We start from the raw sequence: 17,608 nt of genomic DNA on the forward strand, positions 1-17,608 counted from the left end.
AATCATTCTTTTCGACTATTGTTTGCGTAAGTCCTGTTCACTTTTAGCTGTCCGGCTGAAGACTCGATAGTATAGTGACGTACTAGTTTCCTTTAAGGGAAACAGCAGATAGGTGAGAGGATTTATTGCCACAATAATATTTCGGAAGTCGCGCCGTGCCAAAAATAAGATCGCACGAGCAACTTGCTGTGCAGACATCACTCCATAAGGATTCAGTTGACTCTTAAACGGGCCAAGAATTAACTTGCGAATTACACAATCCCTATCCAAACGCTTGAGTGTAACAATATCTCCTAGCGCTCTTTTGCTGAGTTCATAAAGCGGACTCAGTGCTGGAGAAACTTCAGCCTCAGAAGTGTTTACCCAAATTTCCTTCGTTGCTTTTGCTTGTGGGCCTGTTACAGTTGTCAAAAATATATCTATCAACCGCAATGCTGAAAAGGTATTCACTTCATAAGAGGAATTGATAGCTTCCGATGTACGGCTGGCGTAGACATTGACTCCGTGATTGATAATTAAAATATCTACTTTCTCTAAACTCTCCTTCAGATTGGCTTCGTTGCCCAACTGCCAGGAAACCACCTTTACCCCAACTTGCTCGACTAATTTTTCTGGATTAGTGGTTAATGCCACGACTTTAGCATTATTCTTGACAAGTTCAGCCGCCAACGCTTGCCCCAACGCTCCTGATGCTCCGGTTAAAGCGATGGTTTTACCTTTGAGAGACAGTCCTGTACCCAGAATTTTATCCACTAGAGGAAAGACACCACTGTAGTAAGCGTTGACATCATCAAAATGATGCCGCCAATGGTAAGACCGATTCACCCACCAAATAGATGGTATTGTCTCTAAAGGGCCGGGTAGGTGGTTGTAATCCGTATCAATTTTTCCCTGAAAATATCGCACAGACGCGCCATACAAAAAGGTACAACCATAAGCTACGCCCAGCCATAACCCCATTTGCTGGACAATTAAAGCAACGACTACCAATACCACCAGCAATAGACTCGATTCTAAAATGTCGTGATAAAGCTGGGATTCTTGGTAAATTTTTAGGGAAACTATCGATAAATCCCGGCGATAAGCCATGTGGTGCTTGTTGTGCCATTTAGCAAGCCAATTGACTTGGTGACACAAAGCATGGTAACTATCTCTCAATATCTCAGCAAGTAAAAGTGAGAAGAGTGCCCAACTAGCAAACTCTAAGCTGGCATTTAGCCAAACCCAATTAATTTGTAAGCTTGTCTCAATTCCCATCAAGTTTTCAGCTAGCATTTTTATCATGTTTGTCTATACTCGTTTTTCTTAATCATTCTTCATGATCTGATAAAGGTGCGTTCAGGTCGAGTTTAGAGCAAATTAAAATTAAAGGGAATGGGGAGTAGAGAGTGGGGGACAAGGAGAAATAAGCAATGCCCAATTACGAATTACGGATTAGTTAAGATATTCCAGTTGACTTTTAGATAGCCAGGTTCAATGTGAGTAAAGTGTTTGCTCAATTGCTGATGTGCTTTTGGTAGCGCGTGGAACGGAATTGATGCATACAAATGATGCTCTGCATGAAATGGCATATTCCACATAAAAAATCGTACAGGCCAGAGTGTGAGCGTCGTGCGGGTATTGGTGAGCAGATTTGCATCAAGAGTGCAACCTGTATGTTCTGCTAGCAGAATAAACCGGAGAATCGGCTGACCGACAAGTAGGGGAAGCAGCCAATAGAGGATAAACCAAGGCTGATTAGCTACAATTGAAAGAGCGATCGCACCTGCATAAATACCTAGTTGCCAACGTGTAGAATGAATAACTTCGACTCGTGCTGCTTCTGGCACAAATGGAAAATTGTCAAATTGACCAGTCGCAACTTGAAAATGCCCGCTTATTTTACCCCACCACCACGGTAAACCGCTAATTATCAATAAGTATTTGCCCAGATTGCTCGGTTTGGGATCGGTCAATTCTGGATCTTTGTCAGGAACACGAGTGTAACGGTGATGCCATTTATGATAGCGGCGAAAAAATGTGCTGTTATAAAATGAAAGTAAGCCGGAAAACCAAGCTACAAAATCATTCAAACGATTGTTAGCGAAAGCCGTTCTGTGAACGCATTCATGCATCGGTGCAAACATCGCAGCCAGACTGAAGCCGTAGATTAACAGTGCTGGTATAGCCACTGACCAATTACCCAAGTTTGTTGCCCATAAGTAGCCACTGCAACCCATGACTGTAAGGTGTAAAATCAGTTGAACTAGTCCTTTGCTATTGGAGCGATCGTTTAGAAGACTTAATTCTTGTACACTGAGAATTTTACAGATATTTTGCTCTTTATCAGCTTTGTGTTCTAATAATTCAGATTGAATAATTGCGTCATTAGACATAATTTTAAGTGGATTGGCGTAAACAGCTGCGCGTGTGTTCTTTTGTGAGTCTTGAATTTTAATGTAATTTTAATAGAGACTTGAAATTTAGCTGACCACACTAGCGCAAAAAATTTGTTCTGCGGTTAAATTCAATTCTGGGAAAGTTGGTGATTGGATACGGTCATTACCTCGAAATTTATTAATTAGATACTCACCTTCTTCCAAACAGCAAATTAAGATAGTAGGTTGTTTTGGCTTGCCAATGAATTCCCTACCGCCCAATGCGGCATAGTCCACAATCCAATATTCAGGAATTCCCATTTGTTCATAGTCAGCATATTTTTTGTGGTAATCATCACGCCAATTAGTACTCACTACCTCCACCACTAAAGGAATGGATGTAGCTTGGCTTACAGTCGATACTTTTTTCCATAAAGGTTCATTTACTAAATTAGGCTGATTTAGTATAAGGACATCTGGTGAATAAGCTGATTCGTTTTCAAGTGGTTTGACGAATACTGTTTTTGGGATGAGATAGGGAAGATTTAAGCGGTCAAATTCTACACTCAGTTTTCTGACCAAAAATCCTGTAACCTCTTCATGGTCGCCTGTGGGTTGTGCCATCTCAACAACTACTCCATCATGAAGTTCATAATGTCGTTGTGGGTTGTCTGGGTATTGAGCAACAAATTCATCGAATGTAACTAGTTTGCGTAAGGCTTGAGTCATGGTTTTATTCCTCAAAGCAAAACTGATATCGCAATCTTAAATCAATTGTGACAAAGAAGCTCCCCGACTTTTTTGATCCTCGCGATCGCACCAAGCACCCAACCCAGGCGATCGCAATTATAGTAAAGTTAAGCAAGTTAAAAATTAACTTCTGCCTTCACGTTTCGGTGTTTCGCGCAGCCTGTAGCAGGTTCCGTCTTCCCTGCAAGAACTTCTGCCTTCACGTTTCGGTGTTTCGCGCAGCCTGTAGCAGGTTCCGTCTTCCCTGTAAGAACTTCTGCCTTCACGTTTCGGTGTTTTGCGCAGCCTGTAGCAGCTTCTGCCTTCACGTTTCGGTGTTTTGCGCAGCCTGTAGCAACTTTTGCCTTCACGTTTCGGTGTTTTGCACAGTCTGTAGCAACTTCTGCCTATATCAAAAGCCCCCTACAGTTTTAGAATAACTTATAGGGAGCTTTTGTTAGTTTGTAAATGGGTTGTAAGGATAGAACTAGCTAGGAAATGCGCTAAGACTGGTTACGAGCAGCTTCTTCCATTTTCTTGCGAAGGCTAAGTGGTCTCATATCAGTCCAAACTTCTTCGATGTAAGCCAGACATTCTGCTTTTGAGCCAGTTTTGCCAGCATCCCGCCAACCAAGGGGATTCTCTCGCTCAGCTGGCCATATTGAATACTGCTCCTCATGATTTACTACAACTCTGTAAATCGTATTATCTACAGTCTCATCGCTATTTATTGCCATCAGCGTATTCAAACTGCTGAAATTAAAAGCAAAAGCAGGGGTTGGGGCCCACGAAAAGACAAGAGAGAAAACGAGAGTAGCTACAGCTACTAACTTAATAATTGTATTCTTCATAATCCTACTTTTTGTGTGTTTTTATTGATACTGGAATACTTGATGTTATATTCTGACTTTCATAATGCAAATGCAAGGACAGATAAGACAATTAAGACAGTTAAGCAAATATTTAATAAAGGCTTAATAAAAAAATTCTATTTTCCCCAGAATGATATCAGGTTCGGTTAAATACTTATAATATCTGTAGGTTGGGTTGAGGAACGAAACCCAACGCTTGATCCTTGTTCATGTTGGGTTTCACTGCCGTTCAACCCAACCTACATTGATAAGTTTTATTATAAGTAATCACCCGAACTTGATATGAATCGTTGAAACACGACTGAACAAATGAACCAAGCGTTATTTGTTCAGTCGGGGGAGTTTCAAATTGGCTGTTTGCGCCAGTTGCGTTTTTTCAGCTTGGTTTGCCAAGACTCCATGTAGGTGTAGAAAACGGGCGTCAAATAAAGTGTGAGAAACTGCGAGAACACTAACCCCCCAACTACAGCTAAACCAAGAGGACGGCGTGTATCTGCTCCGGCTCCTAAACCAAGGGCGATGGGTAGCGTACCCATAAGTGCTGCCATTGTCGTCATCATAATTGGACGGAATCTCACTAAGCAGGCTTCATAGATAGCTTCATAAGGCGTTTTACCGTTTTGACGAGCAATAATCGCAAAGTCAACCATCATGATCCCGTTTTTCTTCACAATCCCAACTAGCAGGATAATGCCGACGAAGGCGTAAATATTCAAGTCAACTTGAAACAGCAACAGGGTTAGTATTGCCCCAAATCCAGCAGAGGGTAAGCTAGAAAGGATTGTTAGCGGGTGAATGAAGTTCTCGTAGAGAATCCCCAACACGATATAAATCACCAAAATAGCCACTAGTAGTAGCAATCCTAAACCCTGAATTGAAGATTGGAATGCTTGCGCCGAACCTTGGAAAGCTGTACTAATAGTAGGCGGCAGTGTTTGACGGGCGAGTTGCTCAATTTTCCCAGTGACGTTACCCAGTGAAACTCCTGGCTTGAGGTTAAAGGAGAAGGTGACAGATGCTAGTTGCCCTTTGTGGTTTATAGTCAGCGGCCCCACATCTTTGCTCAAGGTTGCGACAGCGTTAAGAGGTACAAGTTGTCCACTAGGGGCACGAACTGAGAGTAAATCTAGGGCGTTGGCATTTTGCTGATATTTTGGTTCCACGCCCATAATTACTTGGTATTGGCTATCGGGGGCGTAGATGGTAGAAACTTGGCGAGTGCCATAAGCATTACTCAGGGCAGTTTCGATTTGATTTGCGGTTAAACCTAGAGCCGAAGCTTGGTTACGGTTGATGTCTACTTTGACTTGGGGGTTCTTGATTTGCAAATCGCTGTTGACATCTTGTAAATCTGAGAGCGATCGCAATTTCTCTTCTAAAGCTGGAGCATACTGGTAAAGTTCCTGAATATTGGGAGTTTGTAAAGTAAATTGATACTGCGCTTTTGTCTGTTGTCCACCCACATTGATGGCTGGGGGATTTTGTAAGAATACCTTAATTCCAGGCACAACTGATAACTTCGGTCGGAGTTCCTGGACAACTTCATCAGCGCTGAGACGGCGCTTATGGCGAGGCTTGAGTTCAATTAAAAGTCGTCCTGCGTTAGCAGAAGCATTTGGCCCGCCAGCCCCGACACTAGAGTTGATAGAATCGACATTCGGATCGCGATAAGCGATCGCAGCTACAGCCTGTTGATGTTTTACCATCTCATCAAAGGATATATCTTCTGATGCCTGAGTAGTTGCCGTAATTTGTCCGACATCTGCGTTGGGAACAAACCCTTTAGGCACAATGATAAATAGATACACTGTCGCTACAAGAATCGCTCCCGAAATCACCATCGTTGTGCGGTGATACTTGAGTGATTTCTTCAGACTCCAATCGTATCCGCCCAATATCACATTAAAAATATTTTCTGAAAAGTTATAAAGACGACGGTTGAAATTTTTGATTCGGGACTGAAGACTAGGGGCTGGAGAAGGTGGAGCCTCCTCTGGGGATAAGGAATTAGAGACTGGAGACTGAGAATTAAGAATTTCTTCCATACTCATCTGCTCCCATACTCCTACGCTCCCCTGCTCCCCTACTCCCTCACTCTCTTCCTCATGATGAGGTGGACTCAAGAATCTGGAACACAGCATTGGCGTTAAGCTGAGGGAAATTACGCCAGATACCAAGATTGCAACGCTAATAGTCACAGCAAACTCGCGGAACAGTCGCCCCAGAATGCCTTCCATGAAAAGTATCGGGATAAATACTGCTACTAAAGAAATGGTCATAGATAAAATTGTGAAACCAATTTCTTTAGAACCATTTAGGGCTGCTTCCATACGGCTTTCACCCATTTCCATGTGGCGGACAATATTCTCCAGCATGACTACGGCATCATCAACTACGAAACCGACTGAAAGAGTCAACGCCATCAGCGATAGGTTATCGAGGGAGAAGCCTAGCAACAGCATAACCCCAAAAGTCGCTATGATCGAAAGCGGCACTGCCAAACTGGGAATGACTGTTGCAGAGATATTGCGGAGAAACAGAAAGATTACCAACACCACCAGAGCGATAGTGAGTAACAGCGTGAATTGTACATCATCCACCGACTCGCGAATTGACTGGGAGCGATCGTAGAGAATATCCATGTTCACAGCCGCCGGAATCTGTGTCCGAAAGGTGGGTAATAGTTTCTTGATTGCATCCACGACTTGAACAGTATTAGTTCCCGGTTGCCGCTGAATTGCCAAAACGATCGCCCGCACGCCAGAATTTTGGACTTTAGATTGCGACTTCTCCCCTGCTCCCCTACTCTCCTTCTTAACAGGAAAATACCAACTTGCAATCTTATCATTTTCCACACTGTCCAGAACTTGACCTAGTTCACCTAACTGCACTGGTGCGCCGTTTTGATAAGCCACATTTAGAGAACGATAGCTGGCGGCATCGTTGAGTTGACCGTTGGCTTGGATGGTAGAATTCTGCTGCTTACCGTAAAGTGTCCCAGTAGGTAGATTGACATTTCCGTTAGCGATCGCAGTTGCTACTTCATCAATTCCTATTCCCTTTACACTAAGTGATTCGGGGTCAAGCTGAATTCGTACCGCATACTTTTGAGAACCAAAAACCTGCACTTGCGCCACCCCATCTACCATTGATAGACGTTGTGCCAGCAATGTCTCAGCATACTTGTCTACAGTTGACAGGGGCAGAATAGACGAATTCAGGGAGATATAAAGCACTGGTTGATCCGCCGGATTTACCTTTCGATAAGATGGCGGATTAGGCATATTCGTAGGCAACTGCTTCGCTGCCTTAGAAATAGCAGATTGCACATCTTGGGCTGCCCCGTCTATATCCCGATTTAGGTCAAATTGCAGCGTAATCTGCGCACTACCCAAAGAACTGGTAGAGTTCATCGAACTCACTCCCGCGATGCTAGAAAACTGCTGCTCTAAGGGAGTTGCAACTGAGGCAGCCATCGTTTCGGGACTAGCTCCGGGCAGATTAGCTGTTACCTGGAGTGTTGGATAATCTACATTGGGTAAGTCGCTAACGGGTAGCTGTTGGTAAGCGATCAGCCCAAATATCAAAATGCCAACCATAACTAGAGTCGTCATGATTGGACGCCGGATAAATAGCTCGGAAATGTTCATCTTAGTAGTTGGTCATTTGTCATTTGTCATTGGTCATCTTTTCCATCACCTCTGCCCCTCTGCTCCCCTGCCCCTCTGCCCTCATGCCCCTCTGCCCCCCTGCTTCCCACTTCCGGTTTCACTTGGACTGTGGCACCAGGTACGAGGTTGAATTGTCCATCAGTAACTACTTGCTCGCCAGGTTTCAAGCCTTGCTTAATTACCGTTTCATTCCCAACGGTGTCGCCGACGGTAATTAAACGCATTTCTGCTGTTTTGTCAGGTTTAACTACATACACAAACTGCCCCTTTTGTCCACTCTGTACTGCCTGAGAAGGAACAGTAATGGCATTTGGTTCTTCGCTGAGTTTGAGTACTACATTGACAAACTGCCCCGGAAACAGGCGCTCATCAGCGTTGGCAAAAGTACCTTTAAGTTGAATTGTGCCTGTTTGGGTATTGACTCCACTATCAACAAAGGTGAGTTCACCCCGTACCGGATGCCCTGCATCTTTAGGAGGTAAAGCATCGACTTCTAACTTGCCGTTATTTGCACTGTATTTCTTGATATCTGGCAGCAATCGCTGGGGAATAGAAAAGTTGACGTAAATCGGGCGAATTTGGCTGATTGTAATCAGCGGATCGGTAGCATTCGCCTGTACCAAGTTCCCTTGATTTAGCTTCAAGCTACCTGTGCGTCCAGCAATTGGGGAGTAAATAGAACTATAAGAAAGCTGAACTTTGGCATTGTCGATCGCAGCTTCATCTGATGCTACTACTGCCTGAGCATTTTGGACATCTGCTTGGGCTGCCGCCACTGCTGCTTGAGCATTTGCTACTGCACCTCGATCTGCATTCACTGTCGCCTGTTGAGCATCAGCACTGGTTTGATACTGTTCGGCCTGTTCTTTACTGATTGCCCCTTGCTTGAGCAAACTACTATAACGTTGCGCTTGTGCATCTGCATTTGTTGCCTGGGCTTTATCCTTGACTACATTCGCTTTTGCCTGGTTCACTTGAGCGATCGCTTTGAGGACATTTGCCTGTGCCTGTTTCACCTGGGCTAAATCTTTCGCTTTGGCAGCATTAGCTTGCATCAGCGCAGCTTGTAGAGGGCGAGAATCAATTTTAAATAACAAGTCTCCTTTTTTAACGTTCTGTCCTTGCTGAAAATAGACACCAGTAAGCTGACCGCCCACCTGAGACTTGACAGATACCGTAGAATATGATTCCACCGTTCCCGTCGCCGATAGCTGTATTGGAATCGTTTTTTGAGTCGCAGTAGCAACCACCACTGGCACGGCTCGTTTTTTTCCTGCTTCTTTGCCACTTGATTGGGCTTCGGAAGCATTACAGGCACTACACAAGTAAGCTAGAGTTAATATAAGTAGCGAAAACTGCCCTCTTTGAATAATGCTCTGAAAACGAGGAACAGTTTCAGCAGCCAAAGACGAAGGCTTTATCGTCTGAACAGGAGCTAAACAGCGCATATCAACAATCTGGGGGAAAGGGGAAGCACAGACACATACTAGCTTGTCTTTAGACATCGCATCTTCCGCAAAATGGCTGGTTGCGATCGATTCTAATTAGATAAGCGCAATATTAGTTAAACTAAACATTAGTGTACTAATAATTTATTTTTTAGCCTACCCCTTTTGGAAAGAAATTCTTTTTAAGCCGTTGCGATCTGTGACTTTACTTTATTTATCTTTGATCTATGTACGTCAGAGTGGAAGCCTACTGACGGGGAAGCAATCCTGAGTTTTCACGTCATGTGGAAAAGCCAACGGAAAACCTAACCCCCCAGCCCCCTTCCCTACAAGGGAAGGGGGAGAAATCAAAGCCTCTCTCCTTGTAGGGGAGAGGTTTGGAGAGGGGTTTTCCAGATCCCGTGAAAAGTCGGCTGCTCCCTTAACTCCCCCTCTTCTCTTGCCTTTCTTTGAGTTTCAGCATAATTTCAGCGTGCATCTCGCGGGTAATTGGGTAAAAATACGTTAAAACCAAGCCAAAAATCAAACAAACTGTCGGTATGGGGCCAACGGCAACGCGAATAGCAAACAGTGCTGATTCCGGTTGGATGGGTAGCGGACTTCCAGCTACAGATTCTTTGAAACCAGATACTTGCAAAGCATTTCCCACCAAAAATAGTCCCAAAGCTAAACCAAATTTTTGCAGCAAAACCATGAAGCCATAAAAAATGCCTTCTCTGCGTTGTCCGGTTTGCAGTTCATCTAATTCAATCACATCTGGAATCATTGACCAGGGAATTAGATAAGCTGTGGATACACCAATACCTGCCATCACAGCCATCACATACATCAAAACTATTTGACCAGGCTGTAAGAAAAATAATCCGGCTGCTGCTACAATCCACAAACTCATTCCCAGAAAATAAACAACTTTTTTGCCGATTTTTTTACTCAACGCTCCCCAGACAAATAGCATCAACAGAGCAGTTCCTTGGACTGCAATCATGACTGTGGGCACATCTGATTCTTTGAGTCCCATACAATCGACTACAAAATAGGGGATAATGCTGGCTGTTACCTGCACACCTAGCCAAGAACAAAGATATATACCAATAACAAATAAAAAAGGTCGGTTACTAAAGACAATTTTTAGCTGTTCAAAGAAAGGGAGAGATGCAGGTTCCTCAGTTTGGCTGCGTTTAGCCTCAAAAGCTAAGATGCGATCGCGGACTCCAAAAACGCACCAATATAATCCTAAAATCGAAATTACTGTACAAACTGCTGCTAAAACAAGATATTGTTGTTGGCGATCGGCAATCAGTGAAAAAACTATTTGCGTTAAAATCAACGATAAAATGCTGCCACCAATAGAAAATGTAAAGCGATAGCTGTTAAGGCTGGTGCGTTCGTCGTAATCTTGAGTCAGTTCTGGAGTCATCGCCGTATAAGGCAAGTTTACAACCGTGTAGAACGCCTGAGATAATACACCAATCCCTACGTAATACCAGAACAGCGGCCAAATGTTATCACTCCTATTTGCACTAAATTGCGGTACAATCCACTGCAAGAAAAATAAAATTCCAAAGGGAATTGCTCCATAAAACATCCAAGGAAGACGACGGCCCCAGCGACGAGATTTCGTTTTATCAGTCAGGAACCCGACAAACGGATCGTTTATGCCATCCCAGATTTTGCCAATCATCAAAATACTGCCCGCCAAACCCGCAGGGATACCAGCGACATTCGTGAAGAAAACCAGCAGAAAAAAGACGGAAATATTTGCGGTGATTGCTGGCCCTAAATCTCCTGCACCATAAGCCAGCTTTGTTTTTAGGTCGAGTTTTTCACTGAGAACATCTCGTTTGGCACCGCCATCAGCTGTAGAATCATTCATAAAACTTTGCACTCATACTAAAATAAAAAATCTGCGACGCCAAATAGCCCGTCGTAGACATCGCCTTCAATACAGCCATCTATCACTCCCGTTAAACTTATGCCAGACCTTTATGTTTCTTGGTCAGATTATCACCAAAAAATTGAACAACTGGCTATTCAGATTTATGAGTGCGGTTGGGAATTTAACCAGATTATCTGTCTTGCCAGAGGAGGACTACGAGTTGGAGATATTCTCTCCCGTATATACCAGCAACCACTGGCAATTTTAGCAACCTCATCTTACAGTGGCAGTGGTAAGCAAGAAAGAAGTAATTTAGTTTTCTCCCGCCACTTGACAATGACTGCCGAAAAGTTAGGTTCGCGCATTCTCCTAGTGGATGACTTAGTAGACTCTGGGGTAACACTCCAGCAGACTATACCTTGGCTCAAGCAAAATACTGATTTCCCCATTGAGGAAATTCGCACTGCCGTTCTTTGGTATAAAGCTTGTTCAGTTATAGCACCCAATTATTATGTTGATTATCTGCCTGAAAACCCCTGGATTCATCAACCTTTTGAACACTACGAGCAGATGAACATCGCAGAACTTGCGGGTAAAGTGAGTTCGTGTTGATAATTAAAAATTCAAAAAAGTTATGAAGTGAACTTTTTTGGCTCACCAGATTTTTTACTATATTTTGCCAATTTTAGTATATTTACTTACATCTCTGACAGCGTTAGAACCTTGGCGCTTCCGTGCCGATTTATTTTAATTGTGAGAGTGTAGACCCTGAGATCCAAAGCATACAACAATTTGACTCCGAAGGTGTTTGAAGGCATTCGTGATATCATGTCCGCTTGATTGCTTATTAAACCCGAAGAACCCCACCCCGCCAAAGCTACGCTTTGTCTCCCCTCCCCGCTTGCGGGGAGGGGATTAAGGGGTGGGGTGTAATGACTGCGGTTAGCATAACTAATTACGCGGACATGATATGATGGGTAATTTTTTTCGGATATAAGCTGCCAATTGAGGCAACGCGAGATGCGATCTTGTTTTTGATCAGAAATTACAACTAACCGAGTAATATATGTGCAGTTGACAAATGTAACCCTTGGGGTTACGATTCAGACAGTGATTAAAACGTTTAAGCATAAAGGACTGGAAAAACTTTTTGAACTTGATGATAGAAGCGGTATTCAGCCTAAACACGCAGAAAAATTACTAGATATTCTTGATAGACTTCATGCATCTTCTCAAGTTGAGGACATGAGATACCCAGGTTCTAGCCTTCACCAGTTAAAAGGCGATCGAAAAAATGAATGGTCGGTAAAAGTATCTGGAAATTGGCGTCTAACATTTCAATTTGAAGATGGTAATGCTTACGTTGTTGATTACGAAGATTATCACTAGGAATTTGATTATGATAACTAAAAGAAAGCCGAGACATCCTGGTGCTTTGATTAAGCGTCAATATTTAGAACCTTTAAAGATGACCAATACTCAGCTAGCTGAGATTTTAGATGTCTCGCGTAAAACAGTTTCAGAAATTGTAAATGAGCAAGCTGGTATTTCTCCCACTATGGCGCTTCGTTTAGCAATAGCTTTTCAAACGACTCCAGAACTTTGGTTAAATCTTCAGCAAAACTACGATCTTTGGAATGCTGCACAAGAATCTGAAAGTTTGAAAAAAATATCTCCTATCAATTTACAGCCTTCTTAATTAGCAGTCTAATAGAATGTGTAAAGCCCAGAGATATCGCTCTGGGCTTCTAATTATACAGATTTTAAATAAATTACTAGACTAACTTAACAGACTAGTGAAATTGATACTCAGAAAGTCGCATTTTCACCCCCGAATACCCCCAGTTTTTGGATTTCAACCTGGGAAAGGGGAAAGAAAAAACCTTTAACCTTTTTCCTAAGCCAACGTGAGTTCGACAAGTCTTATTTGACCTCTCCCCCAGTCCCTCTCCGACGCGGAGAGGGGAGCAAAAAGCTTAATTTTTCGTTTCTCCTCCCTTTCCGTTTCGGAGAGGGAGGCTGGGAGGGAGAGGTTCATCGAACTCACGTTAATAAGTCAAATTCCTAGCCTAAAATGTTTAACCGAGCAGTATTGGGAGGGGGGTGTCTTTTATCATCGGTCATTATTAAGGGCTTTCAGCCTATTTGCGTTTGGTAACATACTTAGGTTATTTCGCGTCAATTTACTTAGTTAAGTTTTTGATATCTCCCCAAACTTAGGACTCCACCACCCTTTTGGCGTACTGAAATAAGCCACATCTTTATGTTTGGTATCTTTACGCGATTGTGCGTTAGAACATCGCAACATTGTCTTACTCTGTCCCTCTTTGATGTAACTGTACTCCTCTAGAGGTTTCTTACATACTGGGCAGGGATATTCTGTGATCTTCACGGGAGGCTTTTGTTGATTCTCAGCTTGGACTGCTTTAGTTTGTGGTGGCTGCCAAGTTTTGTTAAAGTCGCTCCAAAATAGCACGACATTTTCACAGCCTTTTGTGCATTTGAGGAAATATTTCTTTTTAACCTTAGTACTCGGAATTTTGGCAAGAAAATTTTTGCATTCAGGGCATCGCGTCTTGGAAGTTTCATATTTGCGCTCAGTTATCACATTAGCTTTACCTATTGAGGAACTCGCAACTACAGTTTTAGCTTTGGTGAGTGCTGGGACAAAGTAATTCTGATTCCAACTAGTTAAATAATGCTGCCAAGAGTTTTTTCCTTCGGAAATGGCATCAAGAGCATCTTCCATTTTCGCTGTGAATTCCGCCTCTAGTAAATCCGGCAGTGCTTTGAGCAAAAACGCATCAACTTCTAACCCTAACGCTGTCGGTTGCAGATGGTCTTTTTTCAACTCGACATAATTGCGTTTTTTTAAGGTAGCAACAGTAGGAGCATAGGTACTTGGGCGACCAATTCCTTTACGTTCCATCAATTGCACTAATTTTGGTTCACTATAACGGGGTGGTGGCTGAGTCTGCTTCTTTTCATGTCCAGCATTCTCCAGTTTCAATGCTTGTCCCTGTTGTAATGAAGGTAAAACACTATCCTTGCTGAGATTGTTCCAGTACCGAGCATAACCGTAAAATTCAATTACTTGCCCTCTAGCTGACCACAGTAGGGAACCAGACTGAGTAATCACCAAAGTTTTACGCAATTGAGCAGCACGACACTGAGAGGCAATTGACCGTTTCCAGATCATCACATACAAATTAAACTCATCATCAGGAAGTTCTAAACGCAATTGAACTGATGGACGAAACACATCCGTGGGACGAATCGCTTCATGTGCTTCTTGAGCCGATTTGCTACTGCGATGCTTGGCGACTTGCTGCGGTACATTCGGCGGATCATTTTGCTCTAACCATTTACGGGCGCTGGCACAAAATTCTGGACTCAGCATTACTGAGTCTGTTCGCATATATGTTATCAGCCCTGCCTCATAAAGCTTTTGGGCCACAATCATAGTTTTATCGGGAGCAAACCTCAACTTTGAACCGGCTGCTTGCTGAAGGCTGGAAGTTGTAAATGGTGGCGGTGGCTGGCGATTAACGATTTTTCCTTCAAAATGAATCACCTGATGAGGATGTCGCTGTGCTTCTTCAACTAAACGTGTAGCCTCTGCTTCGGAAAGAACACGCTTAGACTCCGGTGTTTCTGGACTATTACCCACTTTCGCGTCATCATGAGTTTCATTTTCTTGGTCTGCTGCATCCTTCGCAGAATCCACCGTCCCTTTGTAAAAAGCTCGAAATCCTTCCGCATAATCTACCCAGACACTCCAGTAATCTTGGGGGACAAAAGCCAGAATTTCGTTTTCTCGCTGACAAATCAGGTGTAACGTGGCGCTTTGGACTCTGCCAACACTCTTAGCACCGTTATTCAATGCCCAAACTAAAGGACTACCTTTATAACCTACCAACTTATCTAGGCAATCTCGGCACAACCCAGCACCGATTAAATTTTGGTCTAGCTTTCTGGGATTAGCGATCGCACTCTGCACCGCCGATGCTGTAATCTCAGTATAAATTACTCGTTTCGGTTCCCTTAAACCTAGCGTTTCTTTGAGATGCCAAGCAATTGTCTCACCTTCCCGGTCTGGGTCAGTTGCTAAAACAACTTCATCAACCTGTCTAACCGCAGACTTGAGCTTCTGGATTGTTTCTTTTGCTCGTTGGTCACGCGGGACGTAATTGCACCGGACATTACTGCCGTCCATGACAAAGCCCAAGGAATCATCCCCTTCATTGCTGAGTTCTCGGATATGACCACAACTAGCGAGAACTTTCCAATCTGAACCCAGAATTTGACTGAGTTTTTTGACTTTTCCGGGAGACTCGACCACAAGCAGGCGTTTGATCATAGCAGCTGCGTTCTTGATTCTCAGCAATAAACTGGCAATTGCAATTAGCGATGGCTGCGCCAACGCCAAGGGCGAACGCCTTTCCTTGTCATCTAGATTTTCTAGAATACTGTACCAAAAAGCTTTGGCAATTGCTTAACTCAGTTTAAAGGTAAGTAAGTCGGCGTAAGTATTTTTACTCTGTGACAGTTAGTAAAGAACTTTATTGTTTGCGTACATAACTACAGCTGATAAGAAGCCGTCAAAGCCACTGCCAAAGCATCCGCAGCATCATCTGGCTTAGGAATTTCATCTAAATCCAACTCCCGCGCTACCGCTTCTTGCACTTCTGACTTATCAGCATTGCCATAGCCTGTTAAAGCTTGTTTAATTTGAGCCGGAGTAAACTCTACATAAGGAAGACGACGCTGGCCTAAGACTAAAATGACTATACCCCGCGCCTGTGCAACCAGGATAGTACTTGACATACGATAGAAGAATAGTTTCTCGATCGCCACTAAATCTGGTTGAAATTCCTCCATCACGGTGTGTAAATCATCAAACAAGGTACATAGGCGCTGTCCCATTTCTACATCTGCTGACGTTTTAATGACTCCAAAATCCAGCATATTTACTGTAGTCTCTGGTACTTTGTTGAGATTTTGTGTACAGCTAATTGCCCCAAATCCTAAAATTGCCAGTCCTGGATCTAATCCTAAAATTCGTTTTTCCATTAAATTCACTTTTACCAAGCCAGGGTTATTGTTTAACTAGAAATACTGGCAATGTTCACGACTTGCTCTTAGTCTAATAGGATTGATAAATATAATAGTTTCACGCCTGGTCTTTTAAACCAAGCGGTGTAAATTTTCTGTTAATTATTGTTTGTAGCACTGCTCCAAATCAGGTATGTCAATTGGTTTTCTCAGACAAGCCCTCAACGCCCTGCAAAAGCAGTCGCGCTCTCGTACTTCCTATCGGGTTAACCAGTGGTTTAAATGGTTATCCCCTGGACTATCGGTAAAACGTTGGTTGTTGATTAGTGTTGGGGGTGTACTGCTGGCGAGTTTGGGGTTAGCCATTTGGATTAAGCTAACCCCAATTTTTTGGATGATTGAGTTGGTTAGAGGTTTCTTGGGAGTCATCGCCAATCTCTTACCGAACTATATCAGTGGGCCTTTGGTGCTGCTTGGCGGCTTGCTATTAGTGCTTTGGGGGCAAACTCGCACTGTAGGTTCAATTACTAAGGTACTAAGAGCAGAAGGCGGAGAGGAACTCATTGATGTCTTGCTGGCCCATCGTCGATTGTACCGCGGTCCAAAAATCGTGGTAATTGGTGGTGGTACGGGACTTTCTACGTTGTTGAGGGGACTGAAAACCTACAGCGCTAATATTACTGCAATTGTAACTGTCGCTGATGATGGTGGATCTTCTGGGCGTTTGCGTCAAGAGTTTGGAGTGCTACCACCAGGGGATATTCGCAATTGTTTGGCTGCACTAGCAGATGAAGAAAAGTTATTAACAGAATTGTTTCAATACCGTTTTCGGGCTGGAGATGGGTTAACTGGCCACAGTTTTGGCAATTTGTTTTTAACGGCAATGAGTGATATTACTGGAGATTTAGAACAAGCAGTTGCAGCCAGTTCTAAAGTTCTAGCGGTGCGAGGACAAGTACTACCAGCAACTCTCAGTGATGTTCGCCTCTGGGCAGAATTAGCCGATGGTCGTCGTATTGAGGGGGAGTCTAGTATTCCCAAAGCTGGCGGTAAAATTGTCAAAATTGGCTGCATCCCGGCTAATCCTCCGGCGGTGCCAGCAGCTATTAAGGCAATTAAAGAAGCTGATTACATCATTATTGGCCCAGGTAGCCTTTATACAAGCCTAATTCCTAATTTATTAGTACCAGAAATTGCCGATGCGATCGCTCAATCAGATGCCCCCCGTATTTATATCTGCAATATCATGACTCAACCAGGAGAAACTGAAGGGTACACTGTTGCCGACCACATCAGAGCAATTGATGCTGCTTGTGGAGAAAGACGACTATTCGATGCTGTATTAATACACAAAAAATCTCCTTCGGAGCAATCACTTATCCGCTATGCCCAACAAAACTCCCATCCCGTTTTCCTCGATAGAGAAGCCGTAACTCAACTAGGGCGACGGATTGTTCCAGCTAATGTTTTGTATGAAGATGAAACAGGTTTTGTACGTCACAATCCGCAGAAACTAGCACAAGTGTTATTGCGGTGGTACGGTAGAAGTCAGTCCCTTCGGGGAATTCAAAATTCAAAATTCAAAATTCAAAATTAAGGA

Annotated in this window: 13 protein-coding genes; 4 read left to right on the forward strand and 9 right to left on the reverse strand. The window is 43.4% G+C overall.

From position 1 onward, the window contains the following. Positions 1–15: 15 nt before the first annotated feature. The 7 genes from RMX69_RS16780 to RMX69_RS16810 all read right to left on the reverse strand — a co-directional run bounded on the left by RMX69_RS16780 (position 16) and on the right by RMX69_RS16810 (position 10,950). Positions 16–1,284 carry a bifunctional sterol desaturase/short chain dehydrogenase gene (locus RMX69_RS16780; protein ID WP_322638132.1) on the reverse strand — a complete coding sequence of 423 codons (1,269 nt, stop codon included), beginning with the start codon at positions 1,282–1,284 and terminating at the stop codon, positions 16–18. 143 nt (positions 1,285–1,427) lie between these two features. Continuing rightward, positions 1,428–2,375 carry a fatty acid desaturase family protein gene (locus RMX69_RS16785; RefSeq protein ID WP_322638133.1) on the reverse strand — a complete coding sequence of 316 codons (948 nt, stop codon included), beginning with the start codon at positions 2,373–2,375 and terminating at the stop codon, positions 1,428–1,430. An 87-nt stretch (positions 2,376–2,462) separates the two neighbouring features. Beyond that, a complete protein-coding gene (locus tag RMX69_RS16790; protein ID WP_322638134.1) occupies positions 2,463–3,086 on the reverse strand; it encodes a Uma2 family endonuclease in 624 nt (207 codons plus the stop codon). Between the two features lie 503 nt (positions 3,087–3,589). Next, complete coding sequence (locus tag RMX69_RS16795) at positions 3,590–3,823, reverse strand: MbtH family protein (protein ID WP_322638168.1); 234 nt, start codon at positions 3,821–3,823, stop codon at positions 3,590–3,592. A gap of 479 nt (positions 3,824–4,302) precedes the next feature. Beyond that, positions 4,303–7,608, reverse strand: a complete 3,306-nt coding sequence (locus RMX69_RS16800; RefSeq protein WP_322638135.1) for an efflux RND transporter permease subunit — start codon at positions 7,606–7,608, stop codon at positions 4,303–4,305. Positions 7,609–7,634: 26 nt separating this feature from the next. Continuing rightward, positions 7,635–9,134, reverse strand: coding sequence for an efflux RND transporter periplasmic adaptor subunit (locus RMX69_RS16805; RefSeq protein WP_322638136.1), 1,500 nt, complete (start codon positions 9,132–9,134; stop codon positions 7,635–7,637). A gap of 364 nt (positions 9,135–9,498) precedes the next feature. Then, on the reverse strand, positions 9,499–10,950 hold the full coding sequence (locus RMX69_RS16810; protein ID WP_322638137.1) for an MFS transporter: 1,452 nt from the start codon (positions 10,948–10,950) through the stop codon (positions 9,499–9,501). Positions 10,951–11,049: 99 nt separating this feature from the next. On the opposite strand from RMX69_RS16810, the gene RMX69_RS16815 reads away from it, so the two are divergent. The 3 genes from RMX69_RS16815 (at position 11,050) to RMX69_RS16825 (ending at position 12,652) form a co-directional block, all read left to right on the forward strand. After that, on the forward strand, positions 11,050–11,565 hold the full coding sequence (locus RMX69_RS16815) for a phosphoribosyltransferase (protein ID WP_289798179.1): 516 nt from the start codon (positions 11,050–11,052) through the stop codon (positions 11,563–11,565). 456 nt (positions 11,566–12,021) lie between these two features. Beyond that, positions 12,022–12,342 carry a type II toxin-antitoxin system RelE/ParE family toxin gene (locus tag RMX69_RS16820; RefSeq protein WP_289798180.1) on the forward strand — a complete coding sequence of 107 codons (321 nt, stop codon included), beginning with the start codon at positions 12,022–12,024 and terminating at the stop codon, positions 12,340–12,342. A 10-nt stretch (positions 12,343–12,352) separates the two neighbouring features. After that, positions 12,353–12,652: a HigA family addiction module antitoxin gene (locus RMX69_RS16825; protein ID WP_289798181.1), complete on the forward strand. Its 300-nt coding sequence runs from the start codon at positions 12,353–12,355 to the stop codon at positions 12,650–12,652. A 492-nt stretch (positions 12,653–13,144) separates the two neighbouring features. On the opposite strand, the gene topA is transcribed toward RMX69_RS16825, so the two are convergent. Then, entirely contained in the window at positions 13,145–15,313 is a 2,169-nt protein-coding gene (topA, locus tag RMX69_RS16830; RefSeq protein WP_322638138.1) for a type I DNA topoisomerase, read from the reverse strand. A 221-nt stretch (positions 15,314–15,534) separates the two neighbouring features. Next, complete coding sequence (gene ruvC / locus RMX69_RS16835) at positions 15,535–16,026, reverse strand: crossover junction endodeoxyribonuclease RuvC (protein ID WP_322638139.1); 492 nt, start codon at positions 16,024–16,026, stop codon at positions 15,535–15,537. Positions 16,027–16,201: 175 nt separating this feature from the next. Here ruvC and RMX69_RS16840 point away from each other — a divergent pair, with 175 nt between their 5' ends. After that, positions 16,202–17,605, forward strand: coding sequence for a gluconeogenesis factor YvcK family protein (locus RMX69_RS16840; RefSeq protein ID WP_322638140.1), 1,404 nt, complete (start codon positions 16,202–16,204; stop codon positions 17,603–17,605). The last annotated feature ends 3 nt before the right edge of the window (positions 17,606–17,608 follow it).

The sequence above is a fragment of the Nostoc sp. EspVER01 genome, assembly GCF_034530635.1.
Taxonomy (GTDB): domain Bacteria; phylum Cyanobacteriota; class Cyanobacteriia; order Cyanobacteriales; family Nostocaceae; genus Nostoc.